Consider the following 23,672-nt stretch of genomic DNA (forward strand, 5'->3'; position numbering starts at 1 on the left):
CCCCTACGCGGGTTCGTACGCCGCCGCTGCCTCGCGGAGCGCGGCGCCCGCGCCGCCGACCACCGGGTCGCCGTGGCCGAAGCAGACCACGTCCGTGTCGAGCGCGGCGAGGCGGTGGAAGGACGCGACGGCCCGCGCGCGGTCGAGGTTGAAGACGCCGAGGATCACCTGCCCGTCCACCGGTGACGCGGCGACCGCGTCACCGGTGAACAGAACACCGTGTTCCGGCAGATGGAGCGCGAGCGACCCGTCGGTGTGGCCCGGCGCGCCGACCACCCGCGCGCCGCCCCCGAAGCCGAGCACGTCGCCGTCCGACAACTCCCGTATGCGCGCGGGCAGTTCCGGGTGCTCGGGCCGGGGCGGCAGCCGAGAAAGCGCCTGTCGGTGCAGCGGGCGCTCCCAGTCCTCGAAGACGGGTGGCGGCTCCGGGGCCTCGCCGCGTATGTACGGGGCGTCGAGCCGGTGCGCGTACACCTCGGCGCCGCTCAGCCGCGCGAACTCCCCGGCGCCGCCCACGTGGTCCTCGTGGAAGTGCGTGAGCACGATCCGCCGTACGTCCTCGGGGGCGTGCCCCCAGTCGCGTACGGCGTCGGCGATCGGCCGCCCGGCACCGGCCGCGCCCGCGTCGACCAGGGTCAGCTCGGCGCCGGGCCCGGTGCCGTCGCGCCAGAGGTAGGCCTGGCCCACCGGGAAGCGCAGGAGGCGGAGCCGGGGAGTGAGGTCGATCGTGTCCGCCGGTGGGCGGCCAGGGGAGGTCGTCATGGGGCGACCGTACGGACGCGGCGGACACGACCCCGTCCTTCTCGGCTCTCGGCGAAGAAACCGCCCGGCTACTTGGCGGCGGCGTACTTCTGCAGGAAGCGGGCCTCCGCCACCGACAGGCGCTCCAGCTCCTCGGGCGACACGCTCTCGTTCACCGCGTGGATCTGCGCCTCCGGCTCGCTCAGGCCGATCAGGAGGATCTCCGCCTCCGGGTAGAGCGAGGCGAGGGTGTTGCAGAGCGGGATCGAGCCGCCCTGGCCCGCGTACTGCATCTCCTGCCCGTCGTACGCCTCCGCCATCGCCTCGGCCATCGCCGCGTACGCGGGGCTCGTCGTGTCCGCGCGGAACGGCTGGCCCTGGCCGACCTGCTCGACGCGGACACGGGCGCCCCACGGGGTGTGCGCCTCGATGTGCGCGATCAGGAGCTTCGTCGCCTCGGCGGCGTCCGTCCCCGGCGGCACCCGCAGGCTGATCAGCGCGCGGGCACCGGCCTGCACGGACGGCGTCGCGCCGACGACCGGCGGGCAGTCGATGCCGAGGACGGTGACGGCGGGCCGCGCCCAGATGCGGTCGGCGACCGTGCCCGAGCCGATCAGCTCGACCCCGTCGAGGACCTTCGCGTCCTTGCGGAACGCCTCCTCCTCGTACTGGAGGCCGTCCCACGCCGCACCCGGCTCCAGGCCGTCGACGGTCGTCGAGCCGTCCTCGGCGCGCAGCGAGTCCAGTACGCGGACCAGGGCGCCCAGGGCGTCGGGGGCGGCCCCGCCGAACTGGCCGGAGTGGAGGTTGCCCTCCAGGGTGTCGATCTCGACGCGGACCAGGGTCATGCCGCGCAGGGTCGCCGTCGCGGTGGGCAGGCCGACGCGGAAGTTGCCCGCGTCGCCGATGACGATCGTGTCCGCGCGCAGCAGCTCCGGGTGCTGCTCGGCGTAGCGCTCCAGGCCGCCGGTGCCCTGCTCCTCGGAGCCCTCGGCGATCACCTTGACGCCGACCGGCACGCCGCCGTTGGCCTTGAGCGCGCGGATCGCGAGGAGGTGCAGGAGCACGCCGCCCTTGCAGTCGGCGGCGCCGCGCCCGTACCAGCGGCCGTCCTCCCGCTCGGTCAGCTCGAACGGGGGAGTCACCCAGCCGTCCTCGTCCAGCGGCGGCTGCACGTCGTAGTGCGCGTACAGCAGCACGGTCGGCGCGCCCTCGGGGCCGGGCAGGAAACCGTAGACCGACTGGGTGCCGTCCGGGGTGTCGAGCAGCGCCACGTCCTGGAAGCCCTCGGCGCGCAACGCGTCCGCGACCCAGTTGGCGGCACCCTCGCTCTCGCTCTTCGGGTACTGAGCGAAGTCCGCCACCGACTTGAAGGCCACCAGCTCGGCCAGTTCGGCCTTGGCCCGCGGGAGCAGGGAGGCGACGGTCTCGGCGATCGCATGCGGCGACATGGGCACGCTCCTCGTAGGTGCGACGTTGTGCAGGGTGTGGCGACGATCCTCGCATGATCCTCCCGCCGCGGGTCACGGGGCGGCCCGCCGTAGGATGCGGGAGAAACGTGCGGCAGGCAGCTGATCGGGAGCAGTAGACCAACGTGAGCAGCGAGAACTCGACGGGCGGCAACGACATGGACGACGAGCGGGCCATGGGGGTGTGGGACGTCGTCGTGGTGGGCGCCGGCCCCGCGGGAGCGTCCGCCGCGTACGCGGCCGCGGTCGCCGGACGGCGGGTGCTGCTCCTGGAGAAGGCGGAGCTCCCGCGCTACAAGACGTGCGGCGGCGGCATCATCGGCCCCTCCCGGGACTCACTGCCGCCCGGCTTCGAGCTGCCGCTGAAGGACCGGGTGAACGCGGTGACGTTCTCCCTGAACGGCAAGTACGCGCGCACCCGCCGCTCCAAGAACACGCTGTTCGGCCTGATCAACCGGCCCGAGTTCGACGCGCAGCTCGTCGAGCACGCCCAGAAGGCGGGCGCCGAGCTGCGCACCGGCGCCGCCGTCTCCCGCGTCGAGCAGCACGGCAGCGAGGTGCCCGACCGGCGCACGGTCGCCGTCGTCCTCCAGGACGGCGAGACGATCCTGGCCCGCGCCGTGGTCGGCGCCGACGGCAGCGCGAGCCGCATAGGCGCGCACGTCGGCGTCAAGCTCGACCAGGTCGATCTCGGCCTGGAGGCGGAGATCCCGGTTCCTCAGGAGGTCGCCGACGACTGGCGCGGCCGCGTCCTCATCGACTGGGGACCCATGCCCGGCAGCTACGGCTGGGTCTTCCCCAAGGACGACACCCTGACGGTCGGCGTGATCTCGGCCCGCGGCGAAGGCGCCGCCACCAAGCGGTACTTGGAGGACTTCATCGGGCGGCTCGGCCTCGCCGGGTTCGAGCCCGCCGTCTCCTCCGGGCACCTCACGCGCTGCCGCGCCGAGGACTCGCCGCTCTCCCGCGGCCGGGTCCTGGTCTGCGGCGACGCGGCCGGGCTCCTCGAACCCTGGACGCGCGAGGGCATCTCGTTCGCGCTGCGCTCGGGCCGGCTCGCGGGGGAGTGGGCGGTGCGCGTCGCCGAGGCGCACGACGCCGTGGACGCCCGGCGCCAGGCACTCAACTACGCCTTCGCGATCAAGGCAGGGCTCGGCGTCGAGATGGCCGTCGGCAAGCGGATGCTGACCGTCTTCGAGCGCAGGCCCGGGCTGCTCCACACGGTGCTCACCGGGTTCCGCCCCGCGTGGAACGCGTTCGCGCGGATCACCCGGGGTTCGACGACGCTGGGCGAGCTGGTCCGCACCCACCCGCTCGCGGGCAAGGCGCTGTCGCGGCTCGACCACTGACAGCCGCTACGGGCGCGGGGCGTCAGCGCCCGGGGTGATACGGAAGACGGGGCGACTCGGGGCTATGCGGCGCAGCTCGTCCTCGGTCGCCTTCCGGCTCACGTCGGGAAAGAACACGCGGACCTCCGCCCTCCAGCGCTTCATGTACGCGCGCAGCAGCGGAGGCTTGTCGTCGTCGGCGATCTCGGTGGCGGTGAACGGGGCGGCCTTCTTGCCCAGACGCAGCTCTCCGCGGCCCGCCGCCCGCAAATTGTGGGTCCACTGGACGTGACCGCGCGGAGCCATGATGTAGCTCTGCCCGTCGACGGTCAGCACATGGACGGGCGTCTGCCGCGCGACCCCGCTCTTACGGCCCCGGACGACCAGGATCCGGGAGCCCCAGACGCCGATCCCCCGGCGGCACAGCCAGATGACGGTCGGATTGGTGACGTGCGTGAAGAACCAGCCGGGCTTCTGCAGGTGGGTGTGCGCGGACATCCGGAACTCCTGAGGGGTGAGATTCCGGGAGCGCTGCTCCCGCTTGGGGGCAGTGTGCGCGCGGCCGTGCGCCCCATCAAGCCTCGCCGGGCCGACGCCGGTCGCGGGCGGGTGCGGGCGGCTGGACGCGTGGGGCGTACTTCCCTGGGAGTATGGGTGATCACCTCGCCGGGCCGACGCCGGTCACCGGCCGCGCGGCTTAGCGTGGCGGCATGGAGGAGCAGCGAGGGCCAGGCAGCGGTTCGGCGTGGCGGGGCCGGGGTGTGGGGGAGACGTGGTGGGTCGCAGGGGCGCGTGGTCGGTGGCCCTGGCGGTCCACCGCGTTGGTCACGGTGTTCGTTCTCGCCGGGTCGCACTTCGCCGCGCGGAATCAGACCGACCGCGTCGCCCTCGACCTCCTCGCCCGCCTGCTGCTGATCACCGGCTGTCTCGTGCTGCTGTGGCGGCACCGCCACCCGGTGCCGGTCGCGTTCGCCACCGTCGTCTGCGCTTCCGTCTATCTGGGCGGCGGCTATCCGTACGGGCCCGTCTTCCTGACCGTCGCGCTGGCGTGCTTCTCGGCGATCGTCGCCGGGCACCGGCGCGCGGCCTGGTCCGCCGCCGGGCTGCTCTGGCTGGGCCATCTGCTCCTGGCGCACTGGCTGTACGCGTACCTGCCCCCGTCCGGCGACGGGCCGCGGCCCTGGGGACAGGAGGGGCTCGTCGCCGCGTGGGTGCTCGCCGTCGTGGCCGTCGCCGAACTGGCACGGGTCCGGCGCGAGCAGGGGGAGCAGGCGCGGGCCGAGCGGGAGCGGGCGGCGCGGCGGCGGGCCGACGAGGAACGGCTGCGCATCGCCCGCGAACTCCACGACGTGCTCGCGCACTCGATCTCCGTGATCAATGTGCAGGCGGGTGTCGGGCTCGCCCTGCTCGACACCGACCCCGAGCAGGCGCGCACCGCGCTGACCACCATCAAGGACGCGAGCAAGGAGGCGCTCGGCGAGGTCCGGCAGGTGCTCGACACGCTGAGGGCGCCCGGCGCGGCGCCCCGCGCCCCGGCGCCCGGCCTCGACCGGCTGCCGGAACTCGTGGAGCAGGCGGCCGGAGCCGGGCTGACCGTCGACGTCCGTACGGACGGCAGGCGTCCGGCCCTGCCGCCGGGCGCCGACCTCGCCGCGTTCCGCATCGTGCAGGAGGCGTTGACCAATGTCGTACGGCACTCGGAGTCGCGTCGTGCACGCGTTCAACTGCGTTACGCAGGTAACCAGTTGAGGCTCACCGTTGATGACGAAGGTCCCGCGAGCCACGCCGAGGCGGGCGGCAGCGGCAACGGGCTCGCCGGGATGCGCGAGCGCGCCGCCGCCCTCGGTGGGACGATCGAGGCGGGCCCGCGCCCCGACGGCGGCTTCCGGGTCGTCGCCGAACTGCCCCTCACCGCCGCGCCGTCGAAGGAGACCCCGCGTTGATCCGCGTACTGCTCGCCGACGACCAGTCGCTCGTCCGCGCCGGATTCCGGGCGCTGCTCGACGCGCAGGACGACATCGAGGTGGCGGGCGAGGCCGCCGACGGCGAGGAGGCGGTCCGCGCGGTGCGGGCGCTGCGGCCCGATGTCGTCCTCATGGACATCCGCATGCCGCTCCTCGACGGACTCGCCGCCACCCGCCAGATCGGCGCGGACCCCGATCTCGCGGCGGTGAGGGTCGTCATGCTGACCACCTTCGAGCTCGACGAGTACGTCTTCGAGGCGATCAGGGCCGGCGCCTCCGGCTTCCTGGTCAAGGACACCGAACCGGCGGAACTGCTGCGCGCCGTGCGGGCCGTTGGCGAGGGGGACGCGCTGCTCTCGCCGGGGGTGACCCGGCGGCTGATCGCGGAGTTCGCGGCGCGGTCCAAGGAGCCGGAGGCGGCGGCGTCGCTGGCCGGGCTGACCGAGCGGGAGCGGGAGGTGATGGCGCTCGTCGGCATCGGCCTGTCCAACGCGGAGATCGCCCGCCGCCTCGTCGTCAGCCCGCTCACCGCCAAGACTCATGTGAGCCGGACGATGGTGAAGCTGGGCGCGCGCGACCGCGCCCAGCTTGTCGTCCTCGCCTACGAGTCGGGGCTCGTGCGGCCCGGCTGGCTCGGCTGAGCCGTCAGTCGCGCAGCGCGAGTTCCTCCTCCGTGGCCGCGGCCTCCCGGGGTACGGACTTCACGACGACGACGCTGTCCCGCGTGGGGCGCGTCCGCAGGCCGGTCAGGGTGGTGAGCAGACCCACCAGGGCGACCGCGGTGATCACGATCAGGCCGGGCCGGAAGCTGTCGAGGACCGCCTGCGGCGCCGCGCCCTCCGGGGCCTGGGCCGTGACCACCGCCGTCACCACCGCGAGGAAGATCGCGCCGCCGACCTGCACGGAGGTGTTGAGCAGGCCGGAGACCATGCCCTGCTCGTCATCGTGGACGCCGTTGGTGGCCTGGATGTTCAGGGACGGGAAGACCAGGGCGCAGGCGGCGCCGATCAGCAGCATCGTCGGCAGGATGACGGCCGCGTAGACCGGGTCGAGGTTGATGCGCAGGAACAGGGCGTAGCCGAGCACCATGAGCGCGAAGCCGGTCGCGATCACGCGCGGGGTGCCGAAGCGGTCCACGATCGCGCCGACCTTCGTCGAGGACAGGGCGACGAGGGCGCCCGCGGGCAGGAAGGCGAGCGCCATGCTCAGCGCGGACCAGCCGAGCAGCGACTGGAGGTACAGCGTCGCGAGGAACTGGAAGCTGACGTAGGAGCCGAAGAAGGTCATCGCGCCGATCTGGGCGCGGATCTGCGAGCCGGAGCGCAGCACGCCGAGCCGGATCAGCGGGCCCGGGGAGCGGCGCTCGATGCGGACGAACACGGTGAGGAGGACGGCGACGGCGAGGAAGGAGAGCAGGGTGCGGGCCGATCCCCAGCCGGCCTCCGGGGCCTGGACCACGGTGAAGACGAGCAGCAGCATGGCGAGGGTGCCGGTGACGGCGCCGGGGACGTCGTAGCCGCGGTGGTTCTCCTCCTTGGCGCTGTGCGGGATCAGCTTGAGGCCGACGAGCAGGGCGATCACCGCGATCGGCGCGGGGAGCAGCATGGTCAGGCGCCAGCTCGCCTCCGTCAGGAGCCCGGACAGGACGAGGCCCATGGAGAAGCCGGTGGCGGCGCAGGTGGTGTAGATGGACAGGGCGCGGTTGCGGACCGGGCCCTCGGCGAACGTCGTCGTGATGATCGACAGGCCGGCCGGCGCGGTGAACGCGGCGCTCAGGCCCTTGATGAAGCGGCTCGCGATCAGCAGCGGCCCCGAGTCGACGAGCCCGCCGAGCAGGGACGCGACCGCGAAGACGCCGAGCGCCACGAGGAAGACGCGGCGCCGTCCGAGGAGGTCGGCCGCGCGGCCGCCGAGCAGCAGGAGGCCGCCGTAGCCGAGGATGTAGCCGCTGACGACCCATTGCAGTGTGGCGGTCGACAGATCCAGTTCAGAGCCGATCGAGGGCAGGGCGACGCCGACCATCGACACGTCGAGCGCGTCGAGGAACATCGCGGCGCACAGGACGAGCAACGTCCCCCAGAGGCGGGGGGACCAGTGCTCCTGGGACGCCTGCTCCTGGGACGCCTCGGACGAGGACGGAGCAGAGGTGAGCGGAGAAGTCATGCGGAGCACAGTACATGCACATGCATTCAATGCAAGCGCATTTAATGCCGATGCAATAAAGCGGAATTCTCTGCTACGGTGCGACCATGGCGGCACACAAGTCGGGAGCGAGGGTCGCGGCCGCGCCGGACCTCGTGGACCAGTGGCGGGGCATCCTCGCGGTACACGCGCGCACGATGTGCGAACTCGACCGTGCGCTGCACCAGCACGGACTCGGCGCCAGCGACTTCGAGGTCCTCGATGTGCTCGCCGAGGGCACGGCCGAGGACGGCGCCGACGGGTTCCGGGTGCAGGAGATCGCCGCGCAGGTCCATCTGAGCCAGAGCGCGCTGTCCCGCCTCATCGGCCGCCTCGAGAAGGACGGGCTCGTGGAGCGCGGGATGTGCAGCGAGGACCGGCGCGGCGTGCGGGTCTGCCTGACGCCCAAGGGGCGTGAACTGCACGGCGAGGTACGGCCGTTGCAGCGTGCTGTGCTGAGCCGGATGCTGACGGCCGAGGAGTGATCCCCGGTCGCGGAAGGCGTGCCGGGGTCAGTTCCAGGTGATCGCCGAGCGCTCGCGCCACAGCGCGGCCACCGACGCGTCGCCCGTCAGGGACGGGAACGGCAGCCGGTTCCACAGCGACAGGTAGAGGCGCGCGGCCGGGCCCGCCAGTTCGCAGTCCGCCTCGGCCGTTCCGCCGTGCTCGGTCGCGGGCGGGTCCTGGGTGATGTGGACGGTCCAGGTCGCGTCGGCGTCCGTCGCCCGTACGCGCAGCACCTTCGGCTCGTCCGAGCGGACCCGGCTCTTCTTGCGGGCGTGCATGCCGAGCAGCAGCTCCTCGATCCCGTCGACCGCGATGTCCTCGGCGATCGGGTCCGGCGCGGTCGTCAGCGCCGACTGGGCGTCGACCCGGTGCACCGTCGTCTCGTGGGCCTGCCGCCGCGCCCAGAAGGCGAGCGGGCTGGGGGCGGGAAGGAAGGTCCAGCACGACACGGAGGGCGGCGCCTGCGTCAACGTGTCGACCAGATACGTGTGTCCCCGCCGGAACCAGTCGATCAGCTCCTCCCCGTCGAGATCGGGCAGGCCGCCGTCCGGGTGCGGCTCCTGGTGCCCCTCCGCGACGAACCCCGCGGCCCAGCGGTGCACCATGCCCGTGTGCCGCAGCAGGTCCCGGATCTGCCACCCCGGGCAGGTCGGCACCTTGGCGTCGACACCCGCCTGCTCGGCAGCGGCCGCGAGGCGCCGGCCCTCGGTGTCCACGACGTGAAGGTGTTCGGCTATCTCGATGGGACGTATCTCCATGGGGCGAGTGTGCCGGGTGACACGGGTCCGGGGACACGGTTTTCGGGGATTGAGATGCGGGGAGCGGGGGTGGCGGCGCGGGGGTGTCGTGCTCGGGGTCGTCGCGCTCGGGCGGCGTCGTGCTTGGGGAGGCGTCGTGGTCGGGGAGTCGTGGTGCTCGGGGGCCGTCGTGCTTGGGCGGCGTCGTACTCGGGGGACCGTCGAACTCGGGAAGCCGCCGTGCTCGGGGGACCGTAATGCTCAGGGAGTCGTCGCATTGCGGGTTGCGAAGGCTATGGTCGCGGCGATCGCCGCGAGCAGCGCCACGCTTGTCAGGGCCGTGGGCAGGGAGAACCAGTCCGCCATGAAGCCGATCGCGGGCGGGCCGAGGAGCATGCCGCCATAGCCGAGGGTCGAGGCGGCGGCGACGCCGGTCGGGCCCGCGAGGGCTCCGGCGCGTTCGATGGCGACGGGGAAGAGGTTGGCCAGGCCGAGGCCGGTCACCGCGAAGCCGACGAGGGTCAGCCACACCGAGGGTGCGAGCGCGCCGAGCAGCATTCCGGCCGCGCCGGTCGCCCCGCCGAGGACCATGGTGCGGGTCCTGCCGAGCCGTTCGAGCAGGGCCGTGCCGGAGAGCCGGCCGATCGTCATGGCGAACGCGAAGCACGAGTAACTGGCCGCGGCGACACCCGGATGTGCGTGCAGGTCCTCTTCGAGGTGGAGCGCGCTCCAGTCGGCCAGGGCCCCTTCCCCGTACGCCGTGCACAGGGCGATGAGGCCGAAGACGATCACGAGGCCGGTGGCGCGGCGGCCGGCGGGGCGCGGGGCGGCGTCCTCGTCCTGGACGCGTTCCGGCGGGGCCGGTGGGGTGTGACGCAGCAGGGTCGGTGCGGCGGCAGCGGTGACCACGAGGCCGATCACGGTGAGGGCGAGGAGGTGCCGGGTCGGCGAGAGGTGTCCCGCGACGAGTCCGCCGAGGCCCGAGCCGACCATGCCGCCGAGGCTGAACGCGGCGTGGAAGCTCGGCATGACCGGTCGGCCCAGCGCGGCGACGAGGTCGACGGCCGCGCTGTTCATCGCCACGTTCATGCCGCCGTACGCGGCGCCGAACGCCAGCAGGACGAGGCCGAGCGCGAGCGGGGAGTGGGTCAGCGGGGGCAGGGCGACGGTGAGCGGGAGCAGCACCCCGCACGCCACCGTCACCGCGTGACTGCCGAACCGGCGGCACAACCCGCCCGTCAGCATCATCGTGACGACGGCTCCGGCCGACACCCCGAGCAGCGCGAGCCCGAGCGCACTCGCGGAGGCCCCGGTCTGCTCCTTGATCGCGGGGATGCGCACGACCCAGCCCGCGAACACGAACCCGTCGAGGGCGAAGAAGAGGGTGAGCACGGCGCGGAGCCGGGACAGGGGCGAACGACGCGGGCCGTCGGCGCTGACGACCCGGAGTTTGTTCAATAGCGGCACAAAGTGAAGGGTAGGGGGTGGGGTGAGCTTGGGACAAGGGGGTTTGCCCGAGGGGCGGCTTGGGCGCCGCTGAGCTGTGGACTGACCGTGCGGGGCGGTACGGGGAGGAGTCCCGCCTCCTCACACCGCGATCACCCGCACCCCCGCCTCCTCGAACCGCCCCAGCGTCTCCCTCTCCGCCGCCGTGTCCGTGACCAGGATGTCCACCTGGGACATGGGGCAGATGCGGGCGAAGGCGCGCTGGCCCAGTTTGGTGGAGTCCGCCGCGACCACGACCCGTTCCGCGCGTTCGCACAGGAGGCGGTTGATCGCCGCTTCGGCCTCGTCGTGGGCGGAGGCGCCGTGCGTGAGGTCGAGGCCGACGACGCCGAGGACCGCCGTGTCCAGGGTGACTTGGGAGAGCACGCCGTCCGCCAGGGGGCCGATCAGCTCGTAGGACTGCGGGCGCGCCACCCCGCCGGTCAGCACGATCTTGAACTGGGGGCGCACCGCCAGCTCGTTGGCGATGTTCAGGGCGTTCGTGACGACGGTGAGCGCCGGGGTGCCGGAGGCGAGGTCGGGCCGGACGGCGAGCGCGCGGGCGACCTCCGTCGTCGTCGTGCCGCCGGTGAGGCCGACCGCCTCGCCGGGCGTGAGGAGGTCCGCGACCGCCTTGGCGATGCGCTGCTTCTCGGCGGCGCCGAGCGCGGTCTTGTAGCGCAGGGGCAGCTCGTAGCTGACGCCGTGCACGACGGCCCCGCCCCGCGTGCGCACGAGCATCTGCTGCTCGGCGAGCTGGTCGAAGTCGCGCCGGATCGTCGCGGCGGAGACCCCCAGTTCGGCCGCCGCCTCCTCCACGTCGAGCCGGCCGCGCTCGACGAGCAGTTCCAGGAGGGACTTCCAGCGGGCGTCGCGGGACATCCGCGGCCTCCAATCGTCGATCGGCTCGGTCGGCACGACCTTAACCGTTTGCGCGCGAATGCTTGATACTGCTTGAAAGCTCGCTATATCTTGCACGAACAAGCACCGCCGTGAACGAGCCACCGGGGAGTGGGTACGGACATGAGTCACGTCGAGAACGAGCTGAACAGCCAGCCGGAGTGCTGGACACGGGCCGCGGAGCTGGCCCTCACGCACAAGGCCGCGCTGCCGGCGCAGGGTGAGCGGGTCGCGATCGTCGGCTGCGGCACCTCGTGGTTCATGGCGCAGGCGGCGGCCGGCTTGCGCGAACAGGCGGGCGAGGGTGAGACCGACGCGTTCGCGGCGTCGGAGTTCCCCTCGGGCCGCTCCTACGACCGGGTCGTGGCGCTGACCCGCTCCGGCACCACCACCGAGGTCCTCGACCTCCTCGCCGCGCTGAAGGGCAAGGTCCGCACGACCGCCCTCACCGGCGACCCGGACACCCCGATCAGGACGGCCGCCGACGACCTCGTGGTCCTGGACTTCGCCGACGAGCAGTCCGTGGTGCAGACCCGCTTCGCCACGACCGCGCTCACCCTGCTCCGCGCCCACCTCGGCCTCCACACCGAGCAGGCCGTCGCCGACGCGCGCACCGCCCTCGCCGAACCGCTGCCCGAAGGGCTCGTCGAGTGCGGCCAGTTCACCTTCCTCGGCCGCGGCTGGACGGTCGGCCTCGCCAACGAGGCCGCGCTGAAGATGCGCGAGGCGTCCCTGTCGTGGACCGAGGCGTACCCCGCGATGGAGTACCGCCACGGCCCGATCAGCGTCACCACCGCGGGCACCGCCACCTGGATGATCGGCGAGGCGCCCGAGGGCCTGGCCGAGCAGGTCGCCGCGACCGGCGCCCAGTGGGTCGAGGGCCGTCTCGACCCGCTCGCGGAACTCGTCCGCGCCCAGCGCCTCGCCGTCGCGGTCGCCGCCCGCCAGGGCCTCGACCCCGACCGCCCCCGCCACCTCACGCGCTCGGTGATCCTGACCGCCAACTGACCGCGACCGCGGCCCACTTGAGAGGAGGGGCAGTGCCCCTCGCAGCCACAGGGACACTCGTCGGCGCGGCGGCGGCCCGTCGCGGCGCCGTCGCCGCCTTCAACGTCATCACGCTCGAACACGTCGAGGCCGTCGTCGCGGGCGCCGAGTCCGTGGACGCCCCCGTCGTCCTGCAGATCTCCGAGAACGCGGTCCGCTACCGCTACGGCCGCCTCCTGCCGCTGGCCCGCGCCGCGGTGGCCGTCGCCGAGGCGGCCCGCGTCGACGTCGCCCTCCACCTGGACCACGTACAGAGCGACGAACTGCTGCGACAGGCCGCCGACGCCGGGTTCAGCTCGGTGATGTACGACGCCGCGCGCCTGCCCTACGACGAGAACCTCGCCGCGACCCGCGCCGCCGCCGACTGGGGCCACGCGCACGGCCTGTGGGTCGAGGCCGAGCTGGGCGAGGTCGGCGGCAAGGACGGGGCCGCGCCGCTCGACGCGCACGCGCCCGGCGCCCGTACCGACCCGGGGGAGGCGCGCGCGTTCGTCTCCGACGCGGGGGTGGACGCGCTCGCCGTCGCGATCGGCTCCTCGCACGCGATGACGACCCGCACTGCCGCCCTCGACCACGACCTCCTCAAGCGGCTCGCCGAGGGGCTGGACGTGCCGCTGGTGCTGCACGGGTCCTCCGGGGTGCCGGACGACGAGCTGGCGGCGGCCGTGCGCGGCGGCATCGCCAAGGTCAACGTCGGCACGGCCCTCAACATCGCGATGACCGCCGCCATCAGGGAGTTCCTCGCCGGACACCCCGACGCCGTCGACTCCCGCAAGTATCTGACGGTCGGGCGCGAGGCCATGGTCCGTACCGTCGGGGAGCTCATCACGGTGGTGCGGGGCTGAGCCCCGGCACACCTCACCACACGTGTGCCCGGCAGGCCGCCTGCCGGGCACACGTGTGTCATGGCGAGGGCGCAGGATGGAGGCATGACCGCACCCGGACTGTTCGCCCGCCCGCCCGAGGAGATCGCCCCCGGCGCGGTCCACGTCCCGGACTGGCTCGGCACGGCCGAGCAGCGCGCACTCGTCGAGGCGTGCCGGACGTGGGCGCGCCCGCCCGCCGGGCTGCGCGAGGTGCGCCTGCCCGGCAGGGGCCGGATGACGGTCCGGCAGTTCGGGCTCGGCTGGCACTGGTTCCCGTACGGGTACGCGCGCACCGCCGTCGACGGCGACGGGCAGCCCGTGAAGGCGATGCCGCCCGACCTGGCGGAGCTGGGGCGGCGCGCGGTCACCGCCGCGTACGGGGAGGCGCCGGGGCGGGAGCCGTACGACATCGCGCTGATCAACCACTACGACGCCGACGCCCGTATGGGCATGCACCAGGACCGCGACGAGCGGTCCGCCGCGCCGGTCGTCTCGCTCAGCCTCGGCGACACATGTGTCTTCCGGTTCGGGAACACCGAGACACGGACGAAGCCCTACAAGGACGTGGAGCTGCACAGCGGCGACCTGTTCGTGTTCGGCGGCCCCTCCCGGTTCGCGTACCACGGGGTGCCCCGCACCCTGCCCGGAACCGCGCCGCCCGGACTGGGTCTGACGGGCAGGCTCAACATCACCCTGCGCGTCAGCGGACTCTGACGGGGCCACGGCCTTCACCGGCTACCATTCCTGACCGTGATCAGGGCGAGGAGTTGCTGATGGGCGGGCAGGACGGCTCCGGGGCCGGGGGACAGGCGGCGGGCGGCGGGGCCGCGCGGCCACCGCGCCTGGAGCGGGGCCGCAGCGCGCTCGGGCCCGCGCTCGAACTCGTCCACACCGGGCGGGCGCCGACCCGCGCCGTCCTCACCGCCGAACTCGGCGTGACCCGCGCGACCGCGGGCGCCGTAGCCGCCGAGCTCGAAGCGCTCGGGCTGATCCGGATCGACGCGAGGCCGAGCGCCGCCGCCGGTTCGCAGGGCCGCCCCTCGCACCGCCTCTCCGTCGCCGAGGACGGCCCGGTCGCGCTCGCCGCGCAGGTGCACTCCGACGGGTACCGCGCGGCGCTCGTCGGACTCGGCGGCCGCATCGTCGCCACCACGCCCGGCTGCGCGATCATCGACCCGGACCCGGCGGACGTCCTGCGCTCCGTCGTGGAGGCGGGCGTCCGGCTCCTGGAGACGACCGGGCGGCGGTGCGTCGGCGCGGGGCTCGCCGTGCCGTCCGCCGTCGCGGAGCCCGAGGGCACGGCCCTCAACCCGCTGCACCTGGCGTGGCCCGCCGGGGCCCCGGTGCGGCAGATCTTCGCCGACTGCGTACGGGAGGCGGGCCTCGGCATCCCCGCGTTCGCGGCGAACGACGTCAACCTGGCCGCGCTCGCCGAGCACCGGCACGGCGCCGGGCGCGGCGCCCGCGACCTGCTGTGCGTCGCCACGGGCCACCGCGGCGTCGGCGGCGCCCTCGTCATCGACGGCCGCCTGCACACCGGCAGTTCCGGCCTCGCCCTGGAGGTCGGGCACCTCACGGTCAACCCCGAGGGCCGCCCCTGCCACTGCGGCAGCCGCGGCTGCCTCGACGTGGAGGCCGACCCGCTGGCCTTCCTCATCGCCGCGGGCCGCGACCCGGACCCGGGCGGCTCCCTCCTGGACCAGGCCCGCGCCCTGCTCGCGGAGGCGCCGCACGACCGCGGGGTGCGCACGGCCCTGGAGGCGCTCGTCGACCGGCTCGGCCTCGGTCTCGCCGGGCTCGTCAACATCCTGAACCCGGACCGCATCATCCTCGGCGGCCTGCACCGCACGCTCCTGGACGCCGCCCCCGAACGGCTGCGCGCCGTCGTCGCCGACCGCAGCCTGTGGGGGCGCAGCGGTGGCGTCCCCATCCTGGCGTGCACGCTCGACCACAACAGCCTGGTCGGCGCCGCCGAACTGGCCTGGCAGCCGGTGCTCGACGACCCCCTGGGCGCGCTCGCCGGGGTCTGAGGCGTTGTGTGCAGCCTCCGCTACCACTGCCTCCCGCGCGGCAGCAGCTTCCGCTCGGGCTGCGACAGGTGCAGCACTTGGTAGACGTCGCCGGGGGCGTCGGGTGACGCGTGGTCCCAGACGGAGAAGGTCAGCAGCTCCCAGGTACGGGGGTCGACGGCGGCGGCCGCGTACACCACGCCCTCGGCGGCGGCGAGTCGCGTCACCGACTCGACCGACTCCGCCATGAGCCGCGGCAGATCGGCGCCCGCCTCGACCGGGGTCCGCCGCCGTACGGCCGCCCGTGCGACGTTCCCGGCCGCGCGGCCCTCCTCGTATGCCACACCCGTCCAGTGCTGGACGACCGGGCGCCCGAAGTCCCGCACGATGCCCTGGAAACCGGGCCCCCAGAGGAAGGCGTTCATGCCCTGCGGGCTGGTCCACAGGTAGAACGGCGCGTACTGGTTCACGGGCGAACCGTCGACGCCGCGCTCCCGCACCAGGTACGCCTTGACGCCCAGACCCGCGAAGTCGTCGAGCAGATGCCCCTTCTCCGCGACCCGCGCGCGGATGAACCCCATGTCGTAGTCGGCCGGGAGGGTGATCTCGTACTGCATCGCGTGCATGATTCGTCGCGCCTTCAGTCGGTGGCGGGGGAGAGAAGTGCCAGCAGGCCGCGTACGCCCGCCTCGAAGGCGCCGGTGTCGCCGCCGGCGCGGGCCAGGACGTAACCGCCCTGGACGGTGGCCACGATGGTCGCCGCCAGCTCGTCCGGCACCACATGTGGCCCGAACTCACCGCGGTCGACACCTTCCCGCACCACCTCGGCCAACCGGTTCCGCACGTGTGCGATGGTCTCGTCGACAGGTGTGCGCAGCTCCTCGCTGGCGAGGACGTCCGGATCCATCGTGAGCCGCCCGACGGGACAGCCGCGCAGGACGTCACGCTCGCGCAGCAGGTACGCCTCGACCCGCTCGTACGCCGTGCCGTCGGCGTCGAGCAACCGGTCGACAGCGGCCCGCATCTCCTCGCCGGTGCGCCGGATGGAGGCGAGCGCCAGATCCTGCTTGCCGGTGAAATGGTGGTACATGCTGCCCTGGCCGACACCCGCCCGCTGGAGGATCGCCTTCGGGCTGGTGCCGACGTAACCGCGCTCCCACAGAAGCTCGCGGGTCGTCTCGATCAGTCGCTCCTGAGTCTTCACGACCGCAGTGTACGTACTAGTAGGTACAGAGAACAAGATCAGCCCGTACTCCCATGGGCGTACGTGCGGTGCCGCTGGCCGTACGACGACCCGGACCACCTCCCGGCGCGAGGCTCGAACCATCGAGCAAGCAGCCAACACGTGGCACCCCTCGGGAGATGAGTCAGATGCAGACAACACTCGCGCACTTCGGCGGCGGCGACGGCCCCGGTCCGTGGATTCTTTTCCTCCCGCTCGTCTGGGCGGCCGTCGTGATCGGCGGCGTCGCCCTCCTGCGCCGCACCGTGTGGCGCGGCGGGCGCGGGTCGTGGCGGTCCGGGCCGCGCGTCGGGCCGGACTCGCCGATCGCCGTCCTCGGCCGACGCTTCGCCGCCGGGGAGATCGACGAGGACGAGTACTGGCGCAGGCTGTCCGTCCTGAACGAGGAGTTCGGGCACCCGGCGACGGGCAAGGGCGGTGCGGCATGACCGCCGCCGCCACCCTCACCCGTACCGCCGCGCGCGTCGACAAGGCCGTCAAGGTGTACGGGACCGGGGACACCGCCGTCCGCGCCCTCGACGGCGTGAGCGTCGGCTTCCGCGCCGGGCGCTTCACCGCGATCATGGGGCCGTCCGGTTCGGGCAAGTCCACGCTGATGCACTGCGCGGCCGGGCTCGACACGCTGACGGAAGGGTCCGCGTACCTCGGCGACACCGAGCTGAGCGCCCTTGACGACCGGCGCCTGACGCTGCTGCGCCGCGACCGGATCGGCTTCGTCTTCCAGGCGTTCAACCTCGTGCCCACCCTGACCGTCGCGGAGAACATCACCCTGCCGACGGACCTCGCCGGGGCCCGCCCCGACGAGGAGTGGCTCGACGCGCTCATCGACACCGTGGGCCTGCGCGACCGGCTGCACCACCGGCCCGCCGAACTCTCCGGCGGACAGCAGCAACGCGTCGCCGTGGCACGGGCGTTCGCGGGCCGGCCCGACGTCGTCTTCGCCGACGAGCCCACCGGGAACCTCGACTCGCGCTCCGGCGCGGAGGTCCTCGCACTCCTCGGCGACGCGGTGCGGCGCACCGACCGGACCGTCGTCATGGTGACGCACGACCCGGTCGCCGCCGCCCACGCCGACGAGGTGGTCTTCCTCGCCGACGGCCGCCTCGTCGACCGGATGGACCGCCCCACCGCCCGCACGATCCTCGACCGCATGAAGGCGCTCGAACACGTGGCGTCCGAGGGGGCGGGGCCGTCATGAACGCCGTCGCCCGGCTCAGCCTGAAGTCCCTCACCGCGCACAAGAGGCGGTTCGCCGGTACGTTCACCGCCGTCCTGATCGGTGTCGCGTTCCTCGCGGGCACCCTCGTCATGGGCGACACGCTGCGCGCCAGCTTCGACGCCATGTTCGCGGGCGCCAGCAGCGGCACCGACGCCGTCGTCCGCAGCACGAACGTCATCACCACGCCCGGCCAGAGCCAGGGCACGCGCAGGCCCGTCGCCGCGTCCCTCGCGGACGACCTGGCCGACGAGCCCGGCGTCGCCGCCGCCGCGCCGAACATCCAGGGCGCCGGACAGCTCATCGGCGCGGACGGCGAACCCATCGGGGGCCAGGGCCCGCCCACGCTCGCCGGCAACTGGATCACCGACGCACGCCTCAACCCGTACCAGCTCGCACAGGGGCGCGTCCCGCGCGCGAGCGGCGAGGTCGTCGTCAACCGCGGCGCCGCCGAGAAGGGCCATCTGCGGATCGGCGACACGACGACGCTGCGGACGCCGGACCCGGTACGGGTGAGGATCGTCGGCCTCGCCACGTTCGGCGGCGAGGACGGCATGGCACAGGTCACCTTCACCGGGATGACCCGCGCGGACGCGGAGAAGTATCTGACGGCCAAGCCGGGCGAGGCCGCGTCGATCCAGGTGCGGGCGGACCCCGGCGTGAGCCAGAGCCAGCTCGTCGACCGCCTGCGCGCACACCTGCCGGACGGGGTGGAGGCCCTCACCGGCCAGGAGTCCGCGCAGGAGAACACCGACATGATCTCCGGCCAGTTCCTGACCCTGTTCACCACCTTCCTGCTCGTCTTCTCCGGCATCGCGCTGCTCGTCGCGACCTTCTCGATCCACAACACGTTCGCGATCGTCGTGGCCCAACGCACGCGCGAGAACGCCCTGTTGCGCGCCCTCGGCGCGTCCCGGCGCCAGGTCACGGGCTCGACGCTCATCGAGGCGAGCGCCGTCGCCGTCCTCGCCTCGGCGGCCGGGCTCGCGGGCGGTGTCGGGATCGCGGCCGGACTGCGGGCGCTGTTCCCGGCGATCGGGTTCCCGTTCCCCGACGGCGCGTTGGTGATCAGCGCCCTGTCCCTGCTGCTGCCGTCGGCCGTCGGTGTCGTCGTCTGCCTCGGATCGGCGCTGCTGCCCGCCCTGCGCGCGGGACGGACCGCGCCGCTGGCCGCGCTGCGGGAGACGGCCGTCGACGGGTCGGGCGCCTCCCGGCGCCGCGCCCTGCTCGGCACGGTGCTCGGCCTGGCCGCGATCGCCACCACCCTCACCGGCGTCCTGACCTCACCCCCGTCGCTGGTGCTCGCGGGCACGGGGGCGGCCATGGTGCTCGTCTCGTTCATCGTGCTCGGCCCGGTCGCCGCGGCCTCGGCCGTACGGGTGCTGGGCGCGCCCCTCGACAAGGTGCGCGGCGTCACCGGCGGCCTCGCCCGCCGCAACGCGCTCCGCAGCCCGAAACGGACCGCCGCCACCGCCGGCGCCCTGATGATCGGCGTCGCGGTGGTCGCCCTGTTCACCGTCTTCGGCGCCTCGCTGAAAGCGACGATGAACCAGACCGTCGACCGGTCCTTCGCGGGCGACGTCGCCGTCTCCACGCCGTCGTTCGGCGCGGGCGGCAGCGGTCTGAGCCCGCGGCTCGCCCCGGCCGTCGCGAAGCTGCCCGAGGTGGCGACGGCGGTCGGGCTCGGCAAGGGCGTCGCCGACGTGGACGGCGAGGGCCGCGCCCTGACGGTCACCGACCCGGTGGCCCTGTCCCGCTCCTTCGACCTGGGCGAGGTCCAGGGCTCACTCACCGCGCTCGGCCGCGACGGACTCGCCCTCACCCGCGCCGAGGCCGACGCCCGGCACCTGCGCCTCGGCGACACGACCCATCTCACCTTCACCGACGGCGCGACACGGCCCTTCACCGTCCGCGCCGTCTACGGCCGCTCCGAACTCGTCGGCGACTACGTCATCACCCGCGAGGCGTGGGCGCCGCACCGCACGCAGGACGCGGACACGCTGGTCTCCGTCACCTTCAAGGACGGCGTGCGTACGGGGGAGGGCGCCGCGGCGGTCGAGAAGGTGGCGCAGCGCTTCGGCAACCCCGAGGTCCAGACCCGCGAGGCGTACGCGCAGTCCTCGGCGGGCGGCATCGACATGATGCTGACCCTCGTCTACGCGCTGCTCGCCCTGGCCGTCCTCATCGCGCTCCTCGGCATCGCCAACACGCTCACCCTCGCCGTGCACGAACGCACCCGCGAACTCGGCCTGCTCCGCGCCGTCGGCCAGACCCGTCCCCAGTCCCGGGCCATGGTCCGCTGGGAGTCGGTCCTCATCGCCGCCTTCGGCACGGCGGGCGGCCTCCTCCTCGGCGCGTTCCTGGGCTGGGCCCTGATCAAGTCCTCCGACAACGCGACGACCAGCACGTTCGTCTTCACCCTGCCCCCAGCTCGGCTCGCCGTCGTGACCCTGGTGGGCCTGACAGCCGGCGCCGTGGCGGGCCTACGCCCCGCCCGCAGGGCATCCCGCATGGACGTACTCCGGGCGATCGCGATGGAGTGAGGGGACGGTGGCCGGGCGCACCGGCGGTGGCGGGGCGCACCCGGCGGTAGAGGCGCCGGGGCGCCCGTGCGCCCACAACCGCCGACCGTGAGCCCGGCCGGAACACCCCCGCGCCTTCATGCGCACCGCCGACCGCGACCCCGGCCCGACCCATCCCCGAGCCTTCATGAGCACCGCCCACCACGTGCCCAGCCCGACCATCCCCGAGCCCTCATGAGCACCGCCCGCCCTCAGCCCAGCCCGACCATCCCCGCGCCCCAAGACCCCCCCGTTCCCCGCGGACGCGGGGTGTCACCGCCCGGTCAGCCTGCGACGGCCGACCGGGCGGGAGCGTGGTGGGGGGCCGGGCGGGGGGACACGTCGGTGTCGAGGGGGGTGATCGCGGTGTGGACCGGGGTCGGCGGGAGCGCCTTCGCGGGGGCGGGGGCCGGCAGGGTGAACCAGACGACCTTGCCGCCGTCGCCGTGCGGCCGCACCCCCCAGCTCTCGCTGACGGCGGCGACCATCGCGAGCCCGCGCCCGCAGGTGGCGAGCGCGGCCAGGTCATCACAGGCCGCGTCGCCGCACACCGCGTCGGCGGGCACGTCGTCGTCCCGTATCTCGGGGAGGCGTGGGTCGTGGTCGTGCACCGAGAGCGTCAGTCGCTCGCTGCGCAACTCCATCTCGACGGTGCACCTCTTGTCCGGCTCGACGTGCCGGTGCACGTTGGTGAGCAGCTCGGTGACGCCGAGCTCCGCGAGGTCGATCAATGGGTCGAGATGCCAGTAGCGCAACTGCGCCGATACGATTCTGCGGACCTGTCCGATCCGCGACGGCAGGGCTTGGAGCTCCACCGTGCAATGCCTGCTCGGCTGGCTGATCACGGCTGCGACTCCCCGAAATAGGTCCGGAAGAAGACGAGTACGGATCGAGCGGTGCGATCACGCTGTGGCAGGACCGCCCGCTACGTGTCCGGCGGGCTGGTTCGCAGCGTCATCGCCGGTAAACCCTGAGTAGTGATGCGTGACCAGCGTGACCCAGGGGATGCGGCGCTGCAACTTCGACGGCTCACCCGGCGCGGCGCGGCGTGCGGGCCGTCGGACGGGCGGACCGGCTCAGGGCGTGCGCGTCGTCGCCCTGCGCACCGCCTCGATGAACCGGCGCGCGGTCGGTGGCCCCGCGTCCGTGCTCTGCTCGCCGAGCCGCAGCAGATACCGCCGCCCGTCGACCTCGGCCGTGGCGCTGTCGTCGGAGCCGAACCAGGGTTTGCCCGCGCGGACTTCCGCGAGGGGCGCGCTGTCGATCTCACTGCCGTAACTCGTGAGCAGTTCGAGCCTGCCGCCCGCTATCCGGACCTGTCCGGCCCGGGTCAGTGAGCGCAGCCCCCGCCCGATGCGCACGCCCGTCGCCGTGAACTCCGGCTCCGCCATGCCGTTTCGCCCCCTCGTTCGAGTGCGTCCGTGCGGTGCAGTCTGCACGCACCTGGCCAGGAGCACCAGTACACATGTGGACGTGGTGTGAAGCAGCAGGCGCACCCCGAACATGCCTCCCCCCGGGCAGGCGTCCCCGCCCATCGCCAGGCCCGCCTTTGAGCTGCTCAAAGAGGTGTTTATGCAGGTGAGAAGCGTGCGGGAGGTGTCTATGATCGGGAGTGTCCGGTCAGGTCCGACCGGATCCGCACCGGCTCGTTCGGCACGTCGTCCCGACCTGTTCCGCCCTGGCCGACGCGCGGAACGACGCGAAGGAGCCGCGCGGTGAGCACACGTGAGCAGGATCGTCCCGCAGGCGACGGCACGGCCGGTGAGCCGCTGCCGACGCTCGACATCGACCGCAGCGACACCGCATACCGAACATGGCTCAAAGAGGCCGTCCGCAAGGTGCAGGCCGACAACAACCGTTCGGCCGACACCCACCTGCTGCGTTTCCCGCTCCCCGAGCACTGGGGCATCGACCTCTATCTGAAGGACGAGTCGACCCACCCCACCGGCAGCCTCAAGCATCGTCTGGCCCGCTCGCTCTTCCTCTACGGCCTGTGCAACGGCTGGATCCGGCCGGACCGCCCCGTCATCGAGGCGTCCAGCGGCTCCACGGCCGTCTCGGAGGCGTACTTCGCGAAGCTGATCGGCGTCCCCTTCATCGCGGTGATGCCGCGTACGACGAGCGCCGAGAAGTGCCGGCTGATCGAGTTCCACGGCGGCCGCTGCCACTTCGTCGACGACCCGCGGACGATGTACGAGGAGTCGGCCGCCCTCGCCGCCCGCACCGGCGGCCACTACATGGACCAGTTCACGTACGCGGAACGGGCGACGGACTGGCGCGGCAACAACAACATCGCCGAGTCCATCTACCGCCAGCTCGAACTGGAGCGCTACCCCTGTCCGGCCTGGATCGTGGCCACGGCCGGCACCGGTGGCACCTCGGCGACGCTCGCCCGCTACGTCCACTACATGCAGCACGACACCCGCATCTGCGTCGCCGACCCCGAGAACTCCTGCTTCTTCGAGGGCTGGACGACGGACAACCCCGACGCCACCAGCGACTGCGGCTCCCGCATCGAGGGCATCGGCCGCCCGCGCATGGAGCCCAGCTTCGTCCCCGGCGCCATCGACCGCATGATGAAGGTCCCGGACGCGGCGAGCGTCGCCGCCGTCCGCGCCCTGGAGCGCGCCATCGGCCGCAAGGCGGGCGGCTCGACCGGCACGGGTCTGTGGAGCGCCCTCAGGATCGTCGCGGAGATGGTGGCCGAGGGCCGCAAGGGCAGCGTGGTCACCCTGCTGTGCGACCCGGGCGACCGCTATCTCGACAAGTACTACGCGGACGAATGGCTGGAGCGCCAGGGCCTGGACATCACGCCGTACGCGAGAACGATCGACCAGCTCCTGTCGACGGGCGAGTGGCCCGGGACTTCAAGCCCGTCCGGCGCTTGAGGAGCGGGGTCCGGGGCAGAGCCCCGTAACCCCCGGCTCACGTACGGGGCGCCGAAGCCAGCCGAGCGTCAAGCGCCCCGACCGCGTCACGGAACGCCCGCCCGAGCCCGGACCGCCCCAGCCTGAGCACCGCCCGGAACGCGGCCGTCCCGTCCGCCGCGAACGTCCACTGCACCCGCGCCCCACCGGGCACGCCCACGATCCGCCACTCCTCCAGGAGCGCCCGCACCCCGGGCACGTTGATCCGGTCGACCCGGTAGGCATACCGCGTGTCCGGCTCCGCCGCGACGATCGTCTCCAGGGCGCGTGTCCCGCCCTTGAGGTGGACCTCGCGCCGGGTGCCGCCGTCGAGCAGCCGCGCGAACGTCACCGCGGAGAACCACTGCGGCCACCCGGGCACGTCGTCCACGAGCGCCCGGTACACCGCCTCCGGCGGGGCCGACACCTCACGGGCGAAGACGAGGCGGAGCGGAGCGGTCTCGACGAAGTCCGGACCTACGGGCAGGAGCCTGCGTGCCATGAACGTTCAG

Annotated in this window: 24 protein-coding genes; 12 read left to right on the forward strand and 12 right to left on the reverse strand. The window is 73.3% G+C overall.

Features of this window, described 5'->3' with window-relative positions; all coding sequences use genetic code 11:
* Positions 1–3 precede the first annotated feature (3 nt).
* Both ABZ877_RS03550 and ABZ877_RS03555 read right to left on the reverse strand, forming a co-directional pair.
* Positions 4–762, reverse strand: a complete 759-nt coding sequence (locus tag ABZ877_RS03550; RefSeq protein WP_361063625.1) for an MBL fold metallo-hydrolase — start codon at positions 760–762, stop codon at positions 4–6.
* A gap of 68 nt (positions 763–830) precedes the next feature.
* A complete protein-coding gene (locus tag ABZ877_RS03555) occupies positions 831–2,192 on the reverse strand; it encodes a dipeptidase (RefSeq protein WP_361063628.1) in 1,362 nt (453 codons plus the stop codon).
* Positions 2,193–2,335: 143 nt separating this feature from the next.
* Between ABZ877_RS03555 and ABZ877_RS03560 the strand changes: the two genes are divergently transcribed.
* Positions 2,336–3,559, forward strand: coding sequence for a geranylgeranyl reductase family protein (locus ABZ877_RS03560; RefSeq protein WP_361063630.1), 1,224 nt, complete (start codon positions 2,336–2,338; stop codon positions 3,557–3,559).
* A 6-nt stretch (positions 3,560–3,565) separates the two neighbouring features.
* Here the strand turns inward: ABZ877_RS03560 and ABZ877_RS03565 are convergent, their stop codons facing one another.
* Positions 3,566–4,036 carry a nitroreductase family deazaflavin-dependent oxidoreductase gene (locus tag ABZ877_RS03565; RefSeq protein ID WP_361063633.1) on the reverse strand — a complete coding sequence of 157 codons (471 nt, stop codon included), beginning with the start codon at positions 4,034–4,036 and terminating at the stop codon, positions 3,566–3,568.
* A 212-nt stretch (positions 4,037–4,248) separates the two neighbouring features.
* On the opposite strand from ABZ877_RS03565, the gene ABZ877_RS03570 reads away from it, so the two are divergent.
* Positions 4,249–5,481, forward strand: coding sequence for a sensor histidine kinase (locus ABZ877_RS03570; protein WP_361063636.1), 1,233 nt, complete (start codon positions 4,249–4,251; stop codon positions 5,479–5,481).
* A complete protein-coding gene (locus tag ABZ877_RS03575; protein WP_361063639.1) occupies positions 5,478–6,143 on the forward strand; it encodes a response regulator transcription factor in 666 nt (221 codons plus the stop codon). Before ABZ877_RS03570 ends, ABZ877_RS03575 begins: the two co-directional genes overlap by 4 nt.
* Positions 6,144–6,147: 4 nt before the next feature.
* On the opposite strand, the gene ABZ877_RS03580 is transcribed toward ABZ877_RS03575, so the two are convergent.
* Positions 6,148–7,665: an MFS transporter gene (locus ABZ877_RS03580; protein ID WP_361063642.1), complete on the reverse strand. Its 1,518-nt coding sequence runs from the start codon at positions 7,663–7,665 to the stop codon at positions 6,148–6,150.
* Positions 7,666–7,751: 86 nt separating this feature from the next.
* Here ABZ877_RS03580 and ABZ877_RS03585 point away from each other — a divergent pair, with 86 nt between their 5' ends.
* Complete coding sequence (locus tag ABZ877_RS03585; RefSeq protein WP_361063645.1) at positions 7,752–8,168, forward strand: MarR family transcriptional regulator; 417 nt, start codon at positions 7,752–7,754, stop codon at positions 8,166–8,168.
* A gap of 27 nt (positions 8,169–8,195) precedes the next feature.
* On the opposite strand, the gene ABZ877_RS03590 is transcribed toward ABZ877_RS03585, so the two are convergent.
* The 3 genes from ABZ877_RS03590 to ABZ877_RS03600 form a co-directional block, all read right to left on the reverse strand.
* Complete coding sequence (locus ABZ877_RS03590) at positions 8,196–8,933, reverse strand: maleylpyruvate isomerase family mycothiol-dependent enzyme (RefSeq protein ID WP_361063881.1); 738 nt, start codon at positions 8,931–8,933, stop codon at positions 8,196–8,198.
* Between the two features lie 255 nt (positions 8,934–9,188).
* Positions 9,189–10,394, reverse strand: coding sequence for an MFS transporter (locus ABZ877_RS03595; RefSeq protein ID WP_361063648.1), 1,206 nt, complete (start codon positions 10,392–10,394; stop codon positions 9,189–9,191).
* Between the two features lie 120 nt (positions 10,395–10,514).
* Positions 10,515–11,294 carry a DeoR/GlpR family DNA-binding transcription regulator gene (locus ABZ877_RS03600; RefSeq protein WP_361063651.1) on the reverse strand — a complete coding sequence of 260 codons (780 nt, stop codon included), beginning with the start codon at positions 11,292–11,294 and terminating at the stop codon, positions 10,515–10,517.
* 141 nt (positions 11,295–11,435) lie between these two features.
* Here ABZ877_RS03600 and ABZ877_RS03605 point away from each other — a divergent pair, with 141 nt between their 5' ends.
* The 4 genes from ABZ877_RS03605 (at position 11,436) to ABZ877_RS03620 (ending at position 15,255) form a co-directional block, all read left to right on the forward strand.
* A complete protein-coding gene (locus ABZ877_RS03605; protein ID WP_361063654.1) occupies positions 11,436–12,320 on the forward strand; it encodes a sugar isomerase in 885 nt (294 codons plus the stop codon).
* A 32-nt stretch (positions 12,321–12,352) separates the two neighbouring features.
* Positions 12,353–13,204 carry a class II fructose-bisphosphate aldolase gene (locus tag ABZ877_RS03610; RefSeq protein ID WP_361063656.1) on the forward strand — a complete coding sequence of 284 codons (852 nt, stop codon included), beginning with the start codon at positions 12,353–12,355 and terminating at the stop codon, positions 13,202–13,204.
* Between the two features lie 84 nt (positions 13,205–13,288).
* Positions 13,289–13,939, forward strand: a complete 651-nt coding sequence (locus ABZ877_RS03615) for an alpha-ketoglutarate-dependent dioxygenase AlkB (protein ID WP_361063659.1) — start codon at positions 13,289–13,291, stop codon at positions 13,937–13,939.
* A gap of 59 nt (positions 13,940–13,998) precedes the next feature.
* Positions 13,999–15,255: an ROK family protein gene (locus tag ABZ877_RS03620; protein WP_361063662.1), complete on the forward strand. Its 1,257-nt coding sequence runs from the start codon at positions 13,999–14,001 to the stop codon at positions 15,253–15,255.
* 20 nt (positions 15,256–15,275) lie between these two features.
* Here ABZ877_RS03620 and ABZ877_RS03625 read toward each other — a convergent pair whose 3' ends face one another.
* Both ABZ877_RS03625 and ABZ877_RS03630 read right to left on the reverse strand, forming a co-directional pair.
* Positions 15,276–15,860, reverse strand: a complete 585-nt coding sequence (locus ABZ877_RS03625) for a DUF4865 family protein (RefSeq protein WP_361063665.1) — start codon at positions 15,858–15,860, stop codon at positions 15,276–15,278.
* Between the two features lie 14 nt (positions 15,861–15,874).
* A complete protein-coding gene (locus tag ABZ877_RS03630) occupies positions 15,875–16,438 on the reverse strand; it encodes a TetR/AcrR family transcriptional regulator (protein WP_361063668.1) in 564 nt (187 codons plus the stop codon).
* 158 nt (positions 16,439–16,596) lie between these two features.
* Here ABZ877_RS03630 and ABZ877_RS03635 point away from each other — a divergent pair, with 158 nt between their 5' ends.
* From ABZ877_RS03635 to ABZ877_RS03645, 3 genes are read left to right on the forward strand one after another with little or no spacing between them, the layout of a single operon-like run.
* On the forward strand, positions 16,597–16,905 hold the full coding sequence (locus ABZ877_RS03635; protein WP_361063671.1) for an SHOCT domain-containing protein: 309 nt from the start codon (positions 16,597–16,599) through the stop codon (positions 16,903–16,905).
* Positions 16,902–17,675 (forward strand): ABC transporter ATP-binding protein, encoded by a 774-nt coding sequence (locus ABZ877_RS03640; RefSeq protein ID WP_361063674.1) that lies wholly within the window; start codon positions 16,902–16,904, stop codon positions 17,673–17,675. The genes ABZ877_RS03635 and ABZ877_RS03640 overlap by 4 nt, the downstream gene beginning before the upstream one ends.
* The gene (locus tag ABZ877_RS03645) at positions 17,672–20,236 is read left to right on the forward strand and encodes an FtsX-like permease family protein (RefSeq protein ID WP_361063677.1); all 2,565 of its coding nucleotides are present in this window, start codon (positions 17,672–17,674) and stop codon (positions 20,234–20,236) included. The genes ABZ877_RS03640 and ABZ877_RS03645 overlap by 4 nt, the downstream gene beginning before the upstream one ends.
* A 302-nt stretch (positions 20,237–20,538) precedes the next feature.
* On the opposite strand, the gene ABZ877_RS03650 is transcribed toward ABZ877_RS03645, so the two are convergent.
* Positions 20,539–21,099: an ATP-binding protein gene (locus ABZ877_RS03650; protein WP_361063679.1), complete on the reverse strand. Its 561-nt coding sequence runs from the start codon at positions 21,097–21,099 to the stop codon at positions 20,539–20,541.
* 231 nt (positions 21,100–21,330) lie between these two features.
* Entirely contained in the window at positions 21,331–21,645 is a 315-nt protein-coding gene (locus tag ABZ877_RS03655) for a hypothetical protein (protein ID WP_361063682.1), read from the reverse strand.
* Positions 21,646–22,023: 378 nt separating this feature from the next.
* Here ABZ877_RS03655 and ABZ877_RS03660 point away from each other — a divergent pair, with 378 nt between their 5' ends.
* A complete protein-coding gene (locus ABZ877_RS03660; RefSeq protein ID WP_361063884.1) occupies positions 22,024–23,142 on the forward strand; it encodes a PLP-dependent cysteine synthase family protein in 1,119 nt (372 codons plus the stop codon).
* A gap of 37 nt (positions 23,143–23,179) precedes the next feature.
* Here ABZ877_RS03660 and ABZ877_RS03665 read toward each other — a convergent pair whose 3' ends face one another.
* A complete protein-coding gene (locus ABZ877_RS03665) occupies positions 23,180–23,662 on the reverse strand; it encodes an SRPBCC family protein (RefSeq protein WP_361063685.1) in 483 nt (160 codons plus the stop codon).
* Between the last annotated feature and the right edge of the window lie 10 nt (positions 23,663–23,672).

The organism is Streptomyces sp. NPDC046939 (assembly GCF_040644575.1).
Lineage (GTDB): Bacteria > Actinomycetota > Actinomycetes > Streptomycetales > Streptomycetaceae > Streptomyces.